19 protein-coding genes are annotated in these 17,721 nt (G+C 67.8%); 9 read left to right on the plus strand and 10 right to left on the minus strand.

The window, feature by feature from the left end; all coding sequences use genetic code 11:
* Positions 1 to 16 precede the first annotated feature (16 nt).
* The gene (locus VX037_RS03550; protein WP_235725802.1) at positions 17 to 928 is read left to right on the plus strand and encodes an alpha/beta fold hydrolase; all 912 of its coding nucleotides are present in this window, start codon (positions 17 to 19) and stop codon (positions 926 to 928) included.
* Between the two features lie 41 nt (positions 929 to 969).
* Here VX037_RS03550 and VX037_RS03555 read toward each other — a convergent pair whose 3' ends face one another.
* The 6 genes from VX037_RS03555 to VX037_RS03580 form a co-directional block, all read right to left on the minus strand.
* Positions 970 to 1,905 (minus strand): copper resistance D family protein, encoded by a 936-nt coding sequence (locus VX037_RS03555; protein ID WP_235725763.1) that lies wholly within the window; start codon positions 1,903 to 1,905, stop codon positions 970 to 972.
* Between the two features lie 7 nt (positions 1,906 to 1,912).
* The gene (locus VX037_RS03560; protein WP_328713220.1) at positions 1,913 to 2,443 is read right to left on the minus strand and encodes a copper resistance CopC family protein; all 531 of its coding nucleotides are present in this window, start codon (positions 2,441 to 2,443) and stop codon (positions 1,913 to 1,915) included.
* A 7-nt stretch (positions 2,444 to 2,450) separates the two neighbouring features.
* The gene (locus tag VX037_RS03565; protein WP_235725760.1) at positions 2,451 to 3,176 is read right to left on the minus strand and encodes a DUF1775 domain-containing protein; all 726 of its coding nucleotides are present in this window, start codon (positions 3,174 to 3,176) and stop codon (positions 2,451 to 2,453) included.
* Between the two features lie 115 nt (positions 3,177 to 3,291).
* Complete coding sequence (locus VX037_RS03570) at positions 3,292 to 3,819, minus strand: YtxH domain-containing protein (RefSeq protein WP_235725759.1); 528 nt, start codon at positions 3,817 to 3,819, stop codon at positions 3,292 to 3,294.
* Between the two features lie 102 nt (positions 3,820 to 3,921).
* Positions 3,922 to 4,665 (minus strand): GntR family transcriptional regulator, encoded by a 744-nt coding sequence (locus VX037_RS03575; RefSeq protein WP_235725758.1) that lies wholly within the window; start codon positions 4,663 to 4,665, stop codon positions 3,922 to 3,924.
* Positions 4,666 to 4,685: 20 nt separating this feature from the next.
* Positions 4,686 to 5,837, minus strand: a complete 1,152-nt coding sequence (locus VX037_RS03580) for an acyl-CoA dehydrogenase family protein (protein WP_235725757.1) — start codon at positions 5,835 to 5,837, stop codon at positions 4,686 to 4,688.
* A gap of 201 nt (positions 5,838 to 6,038) precedes the next feature.
* On the opposite strand from VX037_RS03580, the gene VX037_RS03585 reads away from it, so the two are divergent.
* Genes VX037_RS03585 through VX037_RS03595 form a run of 3 tightly spaced genes read left to right on the plus strand, consistent with a single transcriptional unit; the run spans position 6,039 to position 9,038 of the window.
* Positions 6,039 to 6,884 (plus strand): HpcH/HpaI aldolase/citrate lyase family protein, encoded by an 846-nt coding sequence (locus VX037_RS03585; RefSeq protein WP_328713222.1) that lies wholly within the window; start codon positions 6,039 to 6,041, stop codon positions 6,882 to 6,884.
* Positions 6,881 to 7,879, plus strand: coding sequence for a MaoC family dehydratase (locus tag VX037_RS03590; RefSeq protein ID WP_235725753.1), 999 nt, complete (start codon positions 6,881 to 6,883; stop codon positions 7,877 to 7,879). Before VX037_RS03585 ends, VX037_RS03590 begins: the two co-directional genes overlap by 4 nt.
* A gap of 16 nt (positions 7,880 to 7,895) precedes the next feature.
* Positions 7,896 to 9,038 carry a CoA transferase gene (locus VX037_RS03595; RefSeq protein ID WP_328713224.1) on the plus strand — a complete coding sequence of 381 codons (1,143 nt, stop codon included), beginning with the start codon at positions 7,896 to 7,898 and terminating at the stop codon, positions 9,036 to 9,038.
* 76 nt (positions 9,039 to 9,114) lie between these two features.
* On the opposite strand, the gene VX037_RS03600 is transcribed toward VX037_RS03595, so the two are convergent.
* Entirely contained in the window at positions 9,115 to 10,272 is a 1,158-nt protein-coding gene (locus VX037_RS03600; RefSeq protein WP_235725801.1) for a CaiB/BaiF CoA transferase family protein, read from the minus strand.
* Positions 10,273 to 10,463: 191 nt separating this feature from the next.
* Between VX037_RS03600 and VX037_RS03605 the strand changes: the two genes are divergently transcribed.
* The 4 genes from VX037_RS03605 to VX037_RS03620 are packed head-to-tail and all read left to right on the plus strand — an operon-like array spanning position 10,464 to position 14,161.
* On the plus strand, positions 10,464 to 11,540 hold the full coding sequence (locus VX037_RS03605) for an MBL fold metallo-hydrolase (RefSeq protein ID WP_287016278.1): 1,077 nt from the start codon (positions 10,464 to 10,466) through the stop codon (positions 11,538 to 11,540).
* Positions 11,537 to 12,298 carry a crotonase/enoyl-CoA hydratase family protein gene (locus VX037_RS03610; protein ID WP_328713226.1) on the plus strand — a complete coding sequence of 254 codons (762 nt, stop codon included), beginning with the start codon at positions 11,537 to 11,539 and terminating at the stop codon, positions 12,296 to 12,298. The genes VX037_RS03605 and VX037_RS03610 overlap by 4 nt, the downstream gene beginning before the upstream one ends.
* Before the next feature lie 56 nt (positions 12,299 to 12,354).
* The gene (locus VX037_RS03615; RefSeq protein ID WP_328713228.1) at positions 12,355 to 13,272 is read left to right on the plus strand and encodes a LysR family transcriptional regulator; all 918 of its coding nucleotides are present in this window, start codon (positions 12,355 to 12,357) and stop codon (positions 13,270 to 13,272) included.
* Between the two features lie 4 nt (positions 13,273 to 13,276).
* On the plus strand, positions 13,277 to 14,161 hold the full coding sequence (locus VX037_RS03620; protein ID WP_266062708.1) for a LysR family transcriptional regulator: 885 nt from the start codon (positions 13,277 to 13,279) through the stop codon (positions 14,159 to 14,161).
* 13 nt (positions 14,162 to 14,174) lie between these two features.
* On the opposite strand, the gene VX037_RS03625 is transcribed toward VX037_RS03620, so the two are convergent.
* Both VX037_RS03625 and fabG read right to left on the minus strand, forming a co-directional pair.
* Positions 14,175 to 15,398, minus strand: a complete 1,224-nt coding sequence (locus VX037_RS03625) for an acetyl-CoA C-acetyltransferase (protein ID WP_328713230.1) — start codon at positions 15,396 to 15,398, stop codon at positions 14,175 to 14,177.
* A 40-nt stretch (positions 15,399 to 15,438) separates the two neighbouring features.
* Positions 15,439 to 16,197: a 3-oxoacyl-ACP reductase FabG gene (gene fabG / locus VX037_RS03630; protein ID WP_328713231.1), complete on the minus strand. Its 759-nt coding sequence runs from the start codon at positions 16,195 to 16,197 to the stop codon at positions 15,439 to 15,441.
* A gap of 118 nt (positions 16,198 to 16,315) precedes the next feature.
* On the opposite strand from fabG, the gene VX037_RS03635 reads away from it, so the two are divergent.
* On the plus strand, positions 16,316 to 17,506 hold the full coding sequence (locus tag VX037_RS03635) for an acyl-CoA dehydrogenase family protein (RefSeq protein WP_328713233.1): 1,191 nt from the start codon (positions 16,316 to 16,318) through the stop codon (positions 17,504 to 17,506).
* Here VX037_RS03635 and VX037_RS03640 read toward each other — a convergent pair.
* Positions 17,481 to 17,721, minus strand: a 241-nt coding sequence (locus tag VX037_RS03640; RefSeq protein WP_328713235.1) for a hypothetical protein, incomplete at its 5' end; no start/stop codon positions are given. The two genes, VX037_RS03635 and VX037_RS03640, sit on opposite strands and share 26 nt — an antisense overlap.

A 17,721-nucleotide genomic window follows, 5' to 3' on the forward strand; every position in this document is an offset into this window, starting at 1 on the left:
TGGGATGCTCGAGGGCATGATGGACATCGACCGCCCCAAGATCGAGGGGTCAGTGACCGTCGGAGACGACGGACAGCGTCGTATCGGGTTCGCCGAGTTCGGTTCGGCCACCGGACGCGCACTGTTCTGGCTACACGGCACTCCGGGCGCACGACGACAGATCCCGACCGAGGCGAGGGCGTTCGCCGCGCAGCACGGACTGCGCATCGTCGGCCTCGACCGGCCCGGGGTCGGTTCGTCGACGCCGTACCGGTACCGCAACGTGGCCGAGTTCGCGTTGGACCTCGAGATCGTCGCCGACGCACTCGGTATCGAGGAGTTCGCGGTCATCGGTCTGTCCGGCGGTGGCCCGTATGCCCTCGGTGTCGCGCACACCTTCCCCGACCGGGTCGTCGCCGCAGGTGTCCTCGGTGGGGTCGCCCCCACCGTCGGTCCCGATTCCGCGCCCGGCGGCGCCATGCGACTCGGGCGCGCGGCGGCGCCGGTGCTCGGTGTTGCCGGCGCGCCGATCGGCAAGGTGGTCAGCTCGGTACTCGGCGTCGCCCGTCCGATCGCCGACCCGGCGATCGCGATCTATGGCCGATTGTCCCCGGAAGGGGATCGAGAGTTGTTGTCGCGGCCGGAATTCCGCGCGATGTTCCTCGACGACCTATTGCACGGCGGCTCCCGTCGGATGGAGGCGCCGTTTGCCGACATCGTGGTGTTCTCCCGGGACTGGGGCTTCCGCGTGTCCGAGGTGACCGTGCCGGTGCGTTGGTGGCACGGCGACCGCGACCACATCATCCCCCACGCACACGGCGAACACATGGTGGCCATGCTCCCCGATGCCAAGTTGTTCACCATGCACGGCGAGAGCCACCTCGGCGCTCTCGGCCTCTCCGTGGAGATCATCACCGAACTGCTGACCGTGTGGGACCAGCCGCGCTGAACCGTCGAACACCGAGCGCATCGACAGATACGGCAACCCGCTCAGGGTGCGGTGCCCGCGAGGCCCACGGCCAGCCCGAGCACCACACCCATCACCGCGAGTTCCACTGTCGCCAAACGCAACGAGGTGGCCTCGCTGAGCTGATGCCGGTCGACGCCGGGAACCCAACGGCGCCGCGCGTACACGCCCAGCCCGATGAGGATCACCAGGCCTACCGCCTTGGCCAGCAGGACGCGACCATAACCGGTGTCGAGCAGGTCGCCGAGGCCGATCTGCAGCGCAGCGCTGATCAGCCCCGTCGTCGCGATCCCCGCGACCGCCCACAGTGCGCGGGAAGAGAACTCCGGCAACGCCGAGGCCCAGCCCCGGCGCCCGCGGACGACGAGCACCATCGCGGCCAGGGTGCCGCACCACCAGGCGGCGGCAAGCGCATGCGCACCGACCAGGATCGGCCCGATCGCGTGTTGGCCAGGGTGGCCGGTGATCGACGTCGCGAGCACTCCGACGCCGGCCAGCAGCGCATAGGAAGCTGCAGGTGGTGCCGCGCGGCCGGTGAGCTCCACACACACCAGCCCGACCACCAGACACGAGGCGACCAGAGTGACCATCTCGGGGGCCCCGGCCCGCAGCGTGTCGACGAACTGACCTAGCCCCACGGCGGTCGGTGCCCGACCCGACTGATCGGCGGTTCGCAGCCAGGCCGCCACCGCGACCCCGACGAACCAGGCCGCACCGGCCACACCCACCGCCACCGGCGACGGCACGAGCCCGAGAACCGGGAGCGAACCGAGACCCACGAGGAGCACCGCGGCCGCCAGCGCGACCGTGTTGGGCAATGACGTCGCGGCCGGGCCGGCGGGAGCCGCAAGCAGCCAGCATCCGCCGAGACCGACAAACATCGCGGCCGACGCCGCGGCGATGGCCGCCGCCCGCTGCCGCTGATGCACAGGCCCGCGGCGTCCCGCCGTCGTGTTCATCGCACCGTCATACCGACCGGCCCGACCGCCGCGCCAGTACGACGACCACGCCGAGTCCACCGACGAGCACCAGCACTGCCACGACGATGAACGGCCACAGCGGTGGACCGTCGTCGCCGGAGTCGGCCGCGGTGTCGGCGACCGGTCCAGGCGTCCCGGACCCGGCGACGGTCAGCTCGAAGCTGCGCTGTCCGTCGACGGGATGTCCGTCGGCCGAGGTCACCCGATAGTTGAGCGTGTAGGTACCGGTTGGCCCCAGTTCACGCAAGCCGACACTGAGCCGTGGGCCGTCGACGACGGCGTCGCCGTCCTGCCAGTAATTGCCGTCCGGGCCCACCACGGTCAGCACCGCAAAGGCTTCCTGGAGCGGCTCGTTGAAGGTTACGGTGGCCCGCGCCGGACTCGACTCCACCCGGGCTCCGTCGTCGGGGTCCGATGAGACCACCTGCGAATGGGCGTGCGCCTCGGGCGCGGTGACGACGCCGAACAGGGCGGAGCACAACACCCCCGCCACGACTGCGACGGCAGTGGTGATCATCCGACTGCTACGCATCATCGGAGCCGCTCTCACCGGTGCCGGACGACTTGGCAGCGCGGCCGGCGCGGGTCAAGGCGGCCACGCCGAAGACCGCACCGAGCGCACCGACGATCAGTCCGATGCCGCCGAGCCACCGTGCGGTGTCATCGGTGGACGAGTCGGCGGCCTCGGCAGTGGTCTCGTCGGACGCCGAACCCGTGCCGTGGTGGCCACCGTCGCCATCGGCGACCGGCAACGTCAGCACCGGCGCGGGGTGGTCGGGTTCCGCACCATCGGCGCCCATCGGCTCCGACCACGAGACCTCCTCGCCGTCGCCGTAGGTCTGGGTTGCGGGCAGGGCGATGCTGTCCTCCTCCGGGAACGGTCCGCCCGAGATACGGAACTGCGCGAACTCTCCGACGGGGACCCCGGGGGTGCCCGGCAGCGCGGACCAGGTGATCGAGGTGACCTCCTCGGTGGACGGGTCCTTGGTCACCGTGGACCGCCAGCCCGACATCACCTCGGGTCGGGCGGACTTCAGGTTCGGCAGGGTAACGGTGAGTGTGGTGGTGGCGGCGGTCTCGGATTCGTTGGGAACCACGAGTGTCACCACGCCGTAGCCGCCCTGGGTGAGGGTGGGCGCGGTGGCCGACACGTGGGCTGCGGCCGCGCCGGCACCGGCCAGCGTGCCGGCGGCGGCGATGGACAAGGCTGCGGCGGGTGCCGCGAGGCATCGGATCATGCGGTTGTTCATGGTGAGAAGTCCTGTCTGTGCGGGCACCTCAGCGCCCCGGTGCTCGCGCCGGCCGATGCCGGCGAAGGGGTATGCCCGGCGAGCCGAAACGCTGCCAGGCATCGATGTCGAGGAATCAGGACCTACCGGGCGGGGCTCGTACGCCGCAGCCACCGATGACCAGCGCGCCACCCGACCGGAACATCTCGCGACTGATCGCCGCAACAGTGTGGGATGCGATGACCGATATGACGGTGATCGCGCGAATTGTCGAGGTCAGCGCGGCGAGTAGGCCGGCCGCCACGACGATGAGCAGCGCACTGACCGGGATGGCGATTGCGTGCGTCACCGTCATCGGGAGCAGGGCGTGCTGGTCGATGTGCATCGCCGGATGCCCGACCGACATCGCCACGTGCGCAGCCAACTGCGCCGCGGTGAGCGCGATGACCGCCGACAGCGTCGCCATCAGCGTCGATCGACGTCGCAGATCGCCCATGGCCAGCGTGGTGAGGACACCGATGGCAGCGGTGAGCAGCATGCCTCCGGTCGAGGGGAGCGCGCCGGCACCGAGCCCGTGGGCGGCCACCGCGACCACCGGCACCACGACACCGGCGGCGACGCGCGTCAGCGTGTCACGGCCCCGGTCCGATGGCGTCCTGCTCATGAGGCCTCATCCTAATGAGGTCGCATGGCGGTTCTGCGGGCAGATTCGCCTGGAACGCTCACGGCACCGGCCGACCGTGGCACGGGAGGTTCGAGTCGCGCGTCACCGGGCCCCGCGGCGGAGGGTGACCCGATACGTGTAGTGCTCGGGGAGGAAATGGCTGATCGCGAGTTCTACCGCGTTGCCGGCCGCGTCGGTGTAGAGCCGATCGACCCGCAACATCGCATGCCCCTCGGCGCACTGCACCTGTTCGGCCACCGCAGCATCGGCCGACGCCACCGTGATCGACTGCGCCGCCTCGGTGATCGGATGCGGCAAATGCGGCTCCAACAGCCCGATCATGGTGTGAGTACTGGTGGCACCGTGGGCGAGTTCGTCGCGATCGGCCACCAACCGTCCCACCGATTCCGGCCACCACACGGTGGTCGACACGAATGGCACACCGTCGTGAAATCGCCGAAACGTCAACCGGTGGACCAGATCGGTGTCGAGACGCAGCCGCCCGGCCGCGTCCAGATCCACCTGACGACGCGGCGCCGACACCACTTCCATCGTGGTGTCGGCCGACAGGTTCATCAGATCCTCGATGGAACCGAGTTGGCGAAGATAACGCCCGGCCCCCTCGGTGGCGAAGGTGCCCCGGCCGGGCACCCGATACACCGACCCCTCGGCCACCAGGTCCTGGAACGCGCGCCGGACGGTCTGCCGGCTCAACCCGAATTCGTCGGAGAGTTCGGACTCGGTGGGCAGACGCACCCCGCCGCGATAGCGTCCCTCGGCGATCTGCGCGCGCAACGTCGCGGCGAGCGCCCGGTAGGCCGGTTCGGCGAGACCACGTGAGCTCATCGAGCTGATCCTATCGGCCCTCAGATGCCGCCCCGGGAAACGAGTTGGGCGGCGATCACGTTGCGCTGGATCTCGTTGGTGCCCTCACCGACGATCATCAGCGGTGCGTCCCGGAAGTACCGTTCGACGTCGAACTCGGTGGAATAGCCGTAGCCACCGTGAATCCGAACCGCGTTGAGGGCGATCTCCATGGCCATCTCGGAGGCGTAGAGCTTGGCCATCCCCGCCTCCATGTCGCAGCGTTCACCCTTGTCGTACTGTTCGGCGGCATGCCAGGTCAGTTGCCGCGCAGCGGTCAGTTTGGTCGCCATGTCGGCCAGATAGTTGCCGATGGACTGGTGTTTCCAGATCGGCCGACCGAACGACTCCCGCTGCTGCGCATAGGTCAACGAGTCCTCGAGCGCCGCGGTCGCCACACCCAGGGCGCGACACGCGACCTGGATGCGTCCGGTCTCCAAGCCCTTCATCATCTGCCCGAAGCCCTTGCCCGGCGTCGTGCCGAGGATTGCCGAGGCGGGCACACGGTAGCCGTCGAAGGACAGCTCGCAGGTCTCCACGCCCTTGTATCCGAGCTTCGGTAGGTCACGCGAGACCGTCAGCCCGGGGCCGTGCTCGCACAACACGATCGAGATCCCGCGGTGGCGGGGCTCGGCGGCCGGATCGGTCTTGCACAGCAACGCGATCAGTCCAGAACGGCGGGCGTTGGAGATCCACGTCTTCGACCCGGAGATCACCAGATCGTCACCTTCGGCCTTGGCCACGGTCGACATGTTTTGCAGATCCGAGCCCCCGCCCGGTTCGGTCAACGCCATCGTCGCCCGCATCTCGCCGGTGGCCAGACGGGGCAGGTAGTTCTGCTTCTGTTCCTCGGTACCGAACAGCGTCAGCAACTTGGCCACCACGGTGTGCCCGCCCATCGCCCCGGCCAGACTCATCCAGCCGCGCGCCAATTCCTGGGTGACCTGCGCATAACACGGCATCGACACCGGCGAACCGCCGTACTCCTCAGGCACCGCCAGACCGTAGATGCCGATCTGCTTCATCTGCTCGATCCAGCGCTCCGGATACTCGTTCGCGTGCTCCACGTCCTGCACGGTCGGCTTGACGTCGCGGTCGATGAACGCGCGCACCGTATCGACCAGGAACGACTCCTCGGCGTTCAAGCCACCCATAACCTACCTCGCCAATCCCACGTGTTAGAAAACCAATTTGTACGGCCATATTCACCGTGGGACATGTCCCTGTCAAGACTCGAGGCGCACTTCCCAAGTTATGGGCACGTCTGGTAAGAGTCAGAGGACCATATTTGGCCGCACATTTTGCCATCGCAATGGCACCCCGGCCGATCGAGACCAGCGGATCGAGGCTCGCCGATGCAGACCGTTCGACGACGAGCAGTGCTCGTCGCACCCGCCTCCGACGACCGAAAGGCCCGCAAGGCGCTCGCGTCAACCGCCGATGAGGTCGTACTGGACCTCGAGGACGCCGTCACCCCGGAGAACAAGGAATCAGCCCGAACGGCCGCCGCCGCCCTGGTCGCCGAATTCGGAGCGCAGCGACCGGTGTCCATCCGGGTCAACGCCTTCGACACCGAGTGGTTCACCGACGACCTCGCGGCGTGCGCGGCGATGGGCGGGGGCCTGAGTGCCGCCGTGGTACCGAAAGCCGAGTCGCCCGAGCACCTCACGGAGGCAGACCGACTACTCGGCGACTCCCCCGCCGCGCTCCAGATCCTCGTCGAGACCCCCACCGGCATCCGCGATGTCGCGCACCTGTGCGCGGCCACCGACCGACTGGCCGCGATCATCATCGGCTACGCCGACCTCGGTGCGGCACTGGGTCGCTGGCCGTCGGCACCCCCATCGGTGTGGCATCCGATCCAGGAGAGCGTCCTCGTCGCGGCCAGGGCGGCAGGCGTGTCCGTGGTCGACGGGCCGCATCTGACCATCGCCGACGACGACGCATTCCGAAACGCCAAGACCTGGGTCCGGGACCTCGGCTTCGACGGCACATGGGTCATCCATCCCTCCCAAATCGATTCGGCAACAACTATTTTCACTCCCGATCCGGAGTCCGTCGAGGATGCACGGCGCGTACTCGCGGCACTCGAGGAGGCAGCCGCCCGTGGCGACGGAGCCGCGAAACTCGACGGCCGGATGCTCGACGAGGCACTGGCCGTCTCGGCGCGGCGTGTGCTGGCCAAGGCGGGTCCGGCATGACCCGGGTCGTCGCCGTGGGCGGGCCGTACTTCGACGACCTCGCCGTCGGCCGACGGTTCGACGACGCGCCCTCGGTCACCATCACCGACGGAATGGCCGCCGCACATCAGGCCATCCTGGGCGATCGAATGCGGTTGTCGCTCGACACGGAGTTGGCCCGGCGCGTGACGGGCGTGGCAGCACCGGTCGCCCACCCCGGGCTGGTCTGCGACCTGGCCATCGGCCAGTCCACTCTCGCCACCCATCACGTCAAGGCCAACCTGTTCTATCGCGGACTCCGATTTCTCCGGTACCCGCACGTCGGCGACACACTCGCCACCACGACCGAGGTCGTCGGACTGCGGGAGAACTCGGCCAAGCCGGGGCGGGCACCGACCGGGCTGGCCGCACTGCACATCGTCACCACCGATCAACAAGGTCGACGCGTGCTGGACTTCCACCGATGCGCGATGTTGCCGCTGAGCGCCGGCCCGAAACCCGACCGCACACCCGCCGCCGACGACCTCGCCGACATCGGTGACACGTCGTCGGAACCCGTGCTGCCCGACTGGGATCTGTCCGAGTACCGAAACTCTCTGCCCGGACAGCACTTCTCCCCAGACCTGCGCGACACCGTCTTCACCTCAAGCGGGGACGTGGTGTCCAGCGCCCCCGAACTCGCGCGACTCACCCTCAACATCGCGGCCACCCACCATGACGCCCGCGTCGGGCAGCAGGGGCGACTGGTGTACGGCGGCCACACGATCGGCCTCGCGCTGGCCCAAGCCACTCGAGCCCTACCCAACCTCCTGACCGTGCTGGACTGGGAAGGGTGCGATCACACCGGCCCGGTGCACGAGGGCGACACCCTCACAAGCGACCTACACGTCGAGACCGCCACCACACTCGACACCGGCGGCGGCATCCTCGGACTGCGCTCGACGGTGGTGGCCGAGGAACCCGACGGAACCCGACGTCCCGTACTCGACTGGCGCTTTCGCGCCTTGATGGCCTGATCAGGGGAGCCCACACATGACCAACCCCGCCCCTCCCCTCGCCGGTCTGCACGTCGTCGAGGTGTCGAGTTTCATCGCCTCCCCACTGGCCGGACTCACGTTGTCGCAGTTGGGTGCCGACGTCACCCGGGTCGACCCGATCGGTGGTGCGGCAGACGTCCATCGGTGGCCGGTGACGGCAGACGGCAAGTCGATCTACTGGACCGGCCTCAACAAGGGCAAACGATCGGTGACCGCCGATCTGCGCAGCGACGACGGACAGAGAATGGTGCAGCGGATGGTCGCCGACTCGGAGCCCGGCGGCGGAATCCTGCTGACCAATCAGGCCGGACGATCCTGGATGAGTCACGAGACCCTCTCGGCGCTGCGGCCCGATGTCATCACCCTGGAGATCCTCGGCCGCACCGACGGCACCCCGGGCGTCGACTACACGGTCAACGCGGGCCTCGGATTCCCGCAGATCACAGGCCCTACCTCCCATGCGGATCCGGTCAACCATGCGCTCCCGGCCTGGGATGTGGCCTGCGGGCTGTATGCGGCGCTGGCCATTTCGTCCGCGGTGCGGCGTCGGGAACAGTCCGGCGTCGGGGCACAGATCACGCTGCCGCTCGAGGACACCGCGCTGTCGATCGCGAGCGCGCTGGGATATCTGACCGAGCCGCAGGTCAACGGCCACGGCCGCTCCGGCACCGGAAACGACGTGTACGGCACGTACGGAACCGATTTCGCCACCGCAGACGGTGGCCGATTCATGATCGTCGCGCTGACACCTCGACACTTCCGCGACCTGCTGGAGCTCACCGGAGTCGGTGATGCGGTGGCCGCCGTGGAGAAGGCACTCGGCGCCGACTTCGGCCGCGAGGACGACCGGTTCACGCACCGCACCGTGCTCAACGGGCTGATCGCCCCCTGGTTTGCCGCCCGGTCGACAGCGGACGTGGCAGCGGCGCTGGAGAAGTCGTCGGTGCTGTCACAGCGCTACCGCACCTTCGACGAGGTGGTCGCCGACGGCGACCTGAGCACCAATCCGATGTTCAGCGCACTGGATCAACCCGGCATCGGCACCTTCCTCGCCGCCGGCCTGCCCGCCGCCTTCGACGGCGAGCACTACACCACCGGCCCCGCCCGCGCCCTCGGCGCCGACACCCCTCGCAAGTAACCCAAGCAACTCGACCCACGGAGGCCGCGAAACTGCGTTCCGTCGGCCTCCGTGCCGGCCGCGATGTCCGGTCGGGTTACCGGTGGTTCTCCTCGAGCTCCGCGAGGATGGCTTGGGTGTGTTGGCCCAGCGCGGGCACATCACCCATCGGGAGCTCGACGTCGGCGAAGGTCATCGGCGGCAGTACCGCACGTATCGGGCCGGCCTCGGTACCGACCTCGCGCCATCGGTCGCGTTCAGCGAGCTGCGGATGCGCGACGACGCCGTCGAGCTCGCGGATCTCGGCGGCCGGTACCCCGGCCGACGCGAGGGCCTCGTCGAGCTCGGCCGTGGTGAATCTCTTGGTTTCGGCGGCGACGAGGTCGTCGACCTCGCCGCGCCGCCGGACCCGCTCGATGTTGGTGGCATAACGCGGATCGTCGGCCAACTCCGGGCGGCCCAAGACGTCGTCGATCAGCACCCGCCAACCACGGTCGTTCTGCACGCCGATGAGGATCTCCCCGTCACGTGTCGGGTAGCGGTCATACGGCACGATCGCGGCATGGCCGACCCCCGAACGCGGGATCTGACGGTCACCGTAGAGCCGCATGTACAGCGGATGACCCATCCATTCGACCGTCGCGTCGAACATCGACACCGCCACCGCGGCGCCCGCGCCGGTGGTCGCACGCCGGAGCAGGGCGCTGAGCACCGAGGTCAGCGCGTACATACCGGCCGCGATGTCGGAGGTCGGGACCCCGGTCTTCGCGGCCTCGTCGGCAGAACCGGTCACCGAGATCAACCCGGTCTCGGCCTGTACGAGCATGTCGTAGGCCTTGCGCTCGCGGTACGGTCCGGCGTCGCCGTACCCGGACATGTCGACCACCACCAGACCGGGATTGTTCCGACGTAAGTCCTCCGCACCGAATCCGAGCCGCGCCGCCGCCCCGGGCGCGAGATTCTGCAGGAACACGTCGGCGCGCGCGATCAACCGTCGGAGCACATCACGTCCGGCATCGGTCTTCAGATCCAGCTCCATCGACTCCTTGCCGCGGTTCAGCCATACGAAGTGCGACGCCAGACCGTGCACGGCGTCGTCGTAGTCCCGGGCGAAGTCGCCCTCGCCGACCCGCTCGATCTTGATCACCCGCGCTCCGAGATCGGCGAGGTGGCGGGTGGCCAGCGGTGCGGCCACCGCCTGTTCCAGGGCGATGACGGTGATCCCGGCCAGTGGCGGGCCCGCAGAGTTGTCGATCACCGGGCAACAATCGCCCGGCCACGACCACCGCGTCAACCGGTACGTTCCCTGACGCAGGTGATTGCGCATAGGCAGTTCCTCATCGAGCGTGAGCCGGACCCACTTTGAACGCGATCCGGGGCACGTGGTCGGATGGAAGTTGATGCGCGCAACTGTCTGAAGCTGCGGGCGACGATCTGGAGGTGCAGATGACCACGATCGAGGTCACCGGACATCGTCAACGCGAGGCGTGGGCAGAGAAGGTCCTGCCGCCGGTCGAGGAGGTCCGCCCGGGGCTCTGGTCCATCCCCGTACCGATGGCTCCCAACCCCCTGCGGTACGTCCTGATCTACGCTCTGGTGCTGCCCGACGGCATCGCCCTGATCGACACCGGTTGGCCATCCGACGACGCCTGGCAGGCGTTGGTCGACGGAATCCATGCGACCGGGCACGACATCACCGAGGTCCGACACGTCTCGATCACCCATCTGCATCCCGACCATTTCGGTCTGGTGCCACGGCTGCTCGAACACGTCGATCCCGTCCTGGCGATGCATCACAATGATGCCCGCCACCTGCACCACGTCACCGAGGCCGAACTCGAGCGCCAGATCGCGACGGCCCGACACGAGCTCGAGGCGCTGGGCGCACCCGATGTCGTCGACAACGGCTTCCGACACATCGCCCGCCTGCCCAAGGGCCGCACGATCGACGTCGAGCTCGACCATGACGATCCACTCGACCTGCCCGACTGGAACGTCCGCGCATTGTGGACACCCGGTCATACCGCCGGACATCTGTGCTTTGCCGACGACGACGCCGGCGTCATCTTCACCGGCGACCACCTGCTGCCACGGATCAGCCCGAACGTCTCGACCAATGCGTTCCAGGCCCACAATCCGCTCGACCAGTACCTCGTTTCGCTGGCACACACCGAAAAACTCCCCGACCTCGAGGCGCTCCCCTCCCACGAGTACCGGTTCCGCGGACTCGCCGACCGTGTCACCGACCTCCTCGACCACCACGAACAGCGACTCCGGGAAATCACCACGGCGGTCGTCGACAATCCGGAGAGCACCGCGTGGGAGATCACCCGGTCGGTCACATGGTCGCGGCCGTTCGAACAGCTCGGCACGGACCTGGCGCGGATGGCCATGCGCGAGACCCATGCGCACCTCGTCGTCCTGGAACAACGCGGCGTCCTCACTCCGACCGAAGGCTCGCCCGTCCGCTGGAATCGGACTCAATCTGCCGCCGGCCCCACCGCTGACAGGAGTGTCCGATGAGTTCGGTGACCACCGAGTTCGCCGACGGCGTCGCCGTCATCACCATCAACCGTCCCGAGGCCAAGAACGCCGTCAACCTCGACGTGGCCGAGGGGATTGCCGCAGCCGTCGACGAACTCGACGCCCGCGACGACCTGACGGTCGGCATCCTGACCGGCGCGGGAGGCACCTTCTGCGCCGGCATGGACCTCAAGGGCTTCACCCGCGGTGAGCGTCCATTTGTACCGGGCCGCGGCTTCGGCGGACTCGTGGAGGCCCCACCGAGCAAACCACTCATCGCCGCCGTCGAGGGCTGGGCACTGGCCGGAGGGTGCGAACTTGCGCTGTCCGCCGACCTGATCGTGGCCGCCCGCGACGCCAAATTCGGCCTGCCCGAGGTCAAGCGCGGTCTGGTCGCCGCTGCCGGCGGCTTGTTGCGGCTGCCCAAGATCCTGCCGTACCAGCTCGCTATGGAGATCGCATTGACCGGCGAACCTCTCAGCGCGGCACGCGCACACGAGTTCGGGCTGGTGAACCGGCTGACCGAGCCGGACGATGCCCTCGCTGGAGCACGACAGCTCGCGGCGACGGTCGCCGCGAACGGGCCGATGGCCGTCCGCGCCACCAAACAGATCCTGTCGATGGCGATCCGCTACACCGACACGGATCTGATCACCGAGCAGAGCCGCCACATCGATCCGGTCTTCGCCTCACAGGACGCCCAGGAGGGCGCGCTCGCCTTTGCCGAGAAGCGCGCTCCCCGATGGATCGGGAAGTGAACGCTTGCCGGTGACCGAGCGCACACCGGTCACCGAGACCTCCGTACGATGAGTCCGTGGACCTGCACCTCGTCACCTACTTCGTCGCGGTGGTCGACCATGGCGGGATCACGAAGGCGGCGCAGACGCTCTACATCTCGCAACCGTCGTTGTCACAGGCGATCCGGACCTTGGAGCGCCGACTCGGAGTCACCCTGTTCGACCGCTCCGGACGACGACTCGAACTGACCGAGGCGGGTCGCAAAGTCGAGGTCGCGGCACGCCGCATCCTCGACGACGTGGACCGCGCCAAGGCACGGGTCGCCGCCGTCCGTGAACTTCGTTCGGGTCGCGTCGACGTGGTCACCCACAGCGCGTTCAGCATCGATCCGATGGTGGAGATCGTTCGCGTCTTCCGCGAACGCTTCGGCCACCTCGCCGCGCGCATCGTGGCCGCCGATGGCCCGAGCGGAGTTCTCGCGACGCTCCGCCGAGGGGATGCGGAGATCGGTCTGATGGACGCCTCGGCCGACCACGCCTCGTTCACGGCCATCCCGCTCGGCACACAGGAACTCGTCCTCGCGGTCCCGCCGGAGCGTGCCTTCGACCTGCCGGATCCGCTGTCCCGAACCGATGTTCGCGACATCCCGCTGGTGCTCGACATGGCCGATCCGGGCACTGCCGAGGTGCTCGCCGACGTGATCGCCGAGAACGGCCGCAATGTGGTCGTCGACTGCGCCCACCCCACCGCGACCTGGGACCTGGTCACTCGCGGCACCGGCGCCACCGTTGCCCCCGATATCGTTGCGCGACAACAGATGCCCGGCGCACTCCGGTTTCGGATCGAACCACCGCTCACCCGCGGATTCGGGCTGGTGTTGCGCTCGGGCCGGCCGTCACCGGCAGCGATGGCTTTCATCTCGGTCGCACGCGGACTCTTCGGCACCCAACCCGCACAGCCGTCCGCCGAACTGACCGACGTCGGTGATTGGTGATTCTGTGGAGCTACGTCAGATCGAGTACTTCCTCGCCGTCGTCGAGCACCAGGGCATCGGGGGCGCGGCAGGCGCGCTCGGGGTCGCCCAGCCCACCGTCTCGCAGGCGCTGCGAGCGCTGGAACGGGAGTTGGGGGTACAGCTCTTTCACCGGATCGGACGCGGCATGGTACTCAGCTCCGCCGGACGGTCCATGGTGGGCCCGGCACGCCAGATCGTGCGTGACGTCGATGCCGTCGGAGATCTGCTGGCGGCCCCCTCCGACGAGTTGACCGGGCGACTCGACATCCTCGCGGTACCGTCGGTGGCGTCGGGTCCACTCGTCGACCTCCTGGTCCGCTTCCGATCCGAATACCCAGGTGTCACGGTACGTTTCGGCGAACTCCGAGACGAGACCCAAGCAGCGTCGACGATCGAGGACGGTCACTGTGAGTTCGCTGTCGCCCATCTGCCGATCGCCGGCGACGACCTCGAGGTCGTCGTGGTGGGTGAACAGGAGTACCTGCTCATCTATCCACCCGGGACCCCGGTACCCGACGGCCCGATCCCCCTCGAGGAGTTGCCGCCGGTGCCGATGGTGTTCGTGCCGCGGGGCCAGTCGGTCGCCGACGAGATCGAGGAGGCGATCCGCGTCGCCGGGGCCCGACCACCGCTGGCCGTCCTCTCCGAGCATCGGGAGGAACGACTCCCGATGGTGCTCGCCGGCATCGGTGGGACGATGCTGGAGAAGTCGATGGCCGAGGCCGCCGCCGACCGCGCCGTCGTACGGACGGTGCAGCCCCGATTCGTCCGTCCGTTCGCGATTGCTTACGACCCCACCACTGTCTCCCCGGTCGGCCAGGCCTTCGTGGACCTGATCCGCACGGTCCTCGAAGCGAATGGGCGCTGATTGCGAAGGCGCGCTATGCCACCCGCTCGAAGACTGCCGCTAGTCCCTGCCCGCCACCGATGCACATCGTCTCCAGGCCGTAGCGCACCTGCCGGCGATCCATCTCCCGAGCCAGCGTCGCCAGCATGCGAACACCGGTGGCCCCCACCGGATGTCCCAGTGAGATACCAGAGCCGTGCACATTGGTGCGGTCGAAGTCGCCGCCGGCACCGAAGCGGCCGAATCCCCACTCCCTGGTGACCGCCAACGCTTGCGCGGCGAAGGCCTCGTTCAGTTCGATGAGGTCGATGTCGGCGAGCGACAGGCCGGCCTTGTCCAGCGCCTTCGCGGTAGCGGGAACAGGACCGATACCCATTGTGCGCGGAGCGACGCCGGCCACCGCCCACGACACCAGCCGCGCCAGCGGGCGTAGCCCGTGCCGCTCGGCGACCTCGGGAGTGGTCACGATACACATCGCGGCCGCATCGTTCTGACCGCTGGCGTTGCCCGCAGTCACCGTGGCGTCGGGATCCTGCTTGCCCATGATGGGTTTCAGCTTTGCCAGCACGGCGGCAGAAACATCCGGTCGCGGGTGCTCGTCGGTGTCGATCACTCGCTCGCCGCCTTTCCCTGCGACGGTCACAGGGATGATCTCCTCCGCGAAGATGCCGTCCTTCTGGGCGCGGACCGCACGGAGATGGGATTCGACGGCCAACTCATCCTGTTCGGTGCGGCTGATCTCGTATTCTTCCCGCAGGTTCTCGGCCGTCTCGATCATGCCGCCTGGCACCGGATAGTTCTTGCCGCCGGCGGTGGACCTGGCGCGAACCAGGCTGTCGTGCATGGCGATACCCGACCGGGCGCCACCCCATCGCATATCGACGGAGTAGAACGACGCATTGCTCATCGACTCGGTGCCACCTGCCACGACGACATCGTGGTCACCGCCCGCGACCTGGAAACCCGCCTGGATGACGGCCTGCAGACCCGACCCGCATCGTCGGTCGATGTGCATACCGCCCACCGTGACCGGCAACCCGGCGTCGAGCGCCACCACCCTCCCGATCGCCGGTGCCTCACTGTTGCCGTTGCAGTGTCCGAGAATCACATCCTCGACGGCCTCCGGAGCAAGTCCCGACCGATCGAGCATCCCCCGCAGCGCCGTCACCCCGAGGTCGACGGCGGTGAGATTCTTGAACATCCCGCCGTACCTACCGATCGGTGTGCGTACGGGTTCACAGATGACAACGTCTCTCATGGTGCGCCTTTCGGTGATCGATAATCGGATCTGATGGTTGTCACATGAACCGTCCGCCGGTCACCTCCAGCACGGTTCCGGTCATGTAGGACGACATATCCGAGGCGAGGAAGAGTGCCACGGAGGCCACCTCGTCGACCTCACCGGCGCGTTGCATCGGGATCTCCGCCATCTTCTGATCCCAGGCCTTCTGCGGCATCGCCTCGGTCATCGCCGAGCGAATCAGCCCGGGTTGAATGGCATTGACCCGGACACCGTGATGTGCCATCTCCTTTGCCGCGGCCTTCGACATGCCGACGATCCCTGCCTTGGCGGCCGAGTAGTTGGTCTGACCGACCATGCCGACCTTGCCGGACAGCGACGAGATGTTCACGATCGCACCACGTTTGGCCTCGCGCATGATCGCGGCCGCCTTGCGGGTGCCGTTCCACGTGCCCTTCAGGTGAACCGAGATGACAAGATCGAAATCCTCCTCGCTCATCGTCCGCATCGTCGCGTCGCGAGTGATTCCGGCGTTGTTGACCATCACGTCCAACGAACCGAAGCTGTCGACGGCGTCGGCGACCAGGGTGTCCATCTCTCCCGCGTCGGTGACGTCGCATCGCACCGCACGCGCGACCTCGGCGCCACCGAGTTTGCCCGCCGCGGCCGTCGCGGCGTCGAAGTTCAGATCCCCGAGGACGACGCGCGCCCCCGCGTCCACGAAACACCGGGCGATCTCGAAGCCGATGCCCTGAGCGGCGCCGGTGATCACCGCGGTTCGTCCATCGAGCAGATTCTGAGGTGTAGAGGAAGCCATGGGTCGGAATCTACCGCCGACCGGCCACCGGCGGCCCCGTCGATCCATACAAAGCAGCTAAGGGTGCGAGAGGGAGTTCGATGTGGACCGGCACCGCAGAACCCGTCAGAGTGGGAGGATGACCAGTGTCGTGAACACCACCGCCCAGCGCGAGGTCAGCGATGACGACTTCGCCGACATACTCGCGGCGACACGCGAATTCATCCGAGCGAAGGTCGTCCCGCGGGAACAGGAGATTCTCGACCTCGATGCGATCCCCGAGGACATCCGCGCCACCGCCAAGGAAATGGGACTGTTTGGCTATGCGATTCCCCAGCAATGGGGAGGGCTAGGACTCGATCTGACCCGGGATGTCGAACTCGCGATGGAGTTCGGATACACCTCGCTGGCGCTGCGATCGATGTTCGGAACCAACAACGGGATCGCCGGCCAGGTCCTGGTCGGGTTCGGTACCGACGAACAGAAATCCATGTGGCTGGAGAGGATCGCCTCTGGAGAGGTCGTCGCATCGTTCGCACTGACCGAGCCAGGCGCCGGCTCCGATCCCGCCGGACTACGCACCAGAGCGGTTCGCGACGGATCGGATTGGGTCATCAGCGGCGAGAAACGCTTCATCACCAATGCCCCGATCGCCGACCTGTTCGTGGTCTTTGCGCGAACCCGCTCCAAGGACGAGAACGGAACCGGCATCGCGGTGTTCTTGGTTCCCGCCGACACGCCGGGCGTGAGCGTGGGCGCCAAAGACCGCAAGATGGGCCAGGAAGGCTCTTGGACCTCCGATGTCCATTTCGACGATGTCAGGGTGCCGGCTACCGCCCTGGTCGGAGGGAACGAAGATGTCGGTTACCGGGCAGCGATGACCTCGTTGGCGCGTGGCCGCGTACATATCGCCGCGTTGTCGGTGGGGACCGCCCAGCGGGCGCTCGACGAGTCGGTCGCCTGGGCTGCGACGGCGACCCAGGGTGGCACACCCATCGGCGAGTTCCAGCTCGTGCAGGCGATGCTCGCCGATCAGCAGACGGGTGTGATGGCGGGCCGCGCCATGGTGCGCGAGGCAGCCCGCGCCTGGGTGGACAACACGGACCGCCGAATCGCGCCGTCGGCCGCGAAGCTGTTCTGCACCGAGATGGTCGGCAAGGTCGCCGACCTCGCGGTCCAGATCCACGGCGGCAGCGGCTACATGCGCGAGGTTCCGGTGGAGCGGATCTACCGGGATGTCCGGCTGTTGCGGCTCTACGAGGGCACCAGCGAGATCCAGCGCTTGATCGTCGGTGCAAATCTGGTCAAACAGGCACAGAAATCGCGCTGACCTGGCCGTCGCCGGCAGACTCAACAATTTTCGACAATTCGCTTGACTTCGAACGTGAGTTCGAATACCTTGGTTGCCAGCAGGCCGAGATGATGACGATATACCGGACCGGATAAGCACGCACAGGAGCGAATGCGCTGCTCGGCACGGTAGGAAACCCAGAACGGCCGCCTGCATCACCGGTTACACCGGTGCCGTTGTCGTATCTGCTGGGG

This window comes from Gordonia sp. Z-3 (assembly GCF_036233855.1).
Taxonomy (GTDB): Bacteria; Actinomycetota; Actinomycetes; order Mycobacteriales; family Mycobacteriaceae; genus Gordonia; species Gordonia tangerina.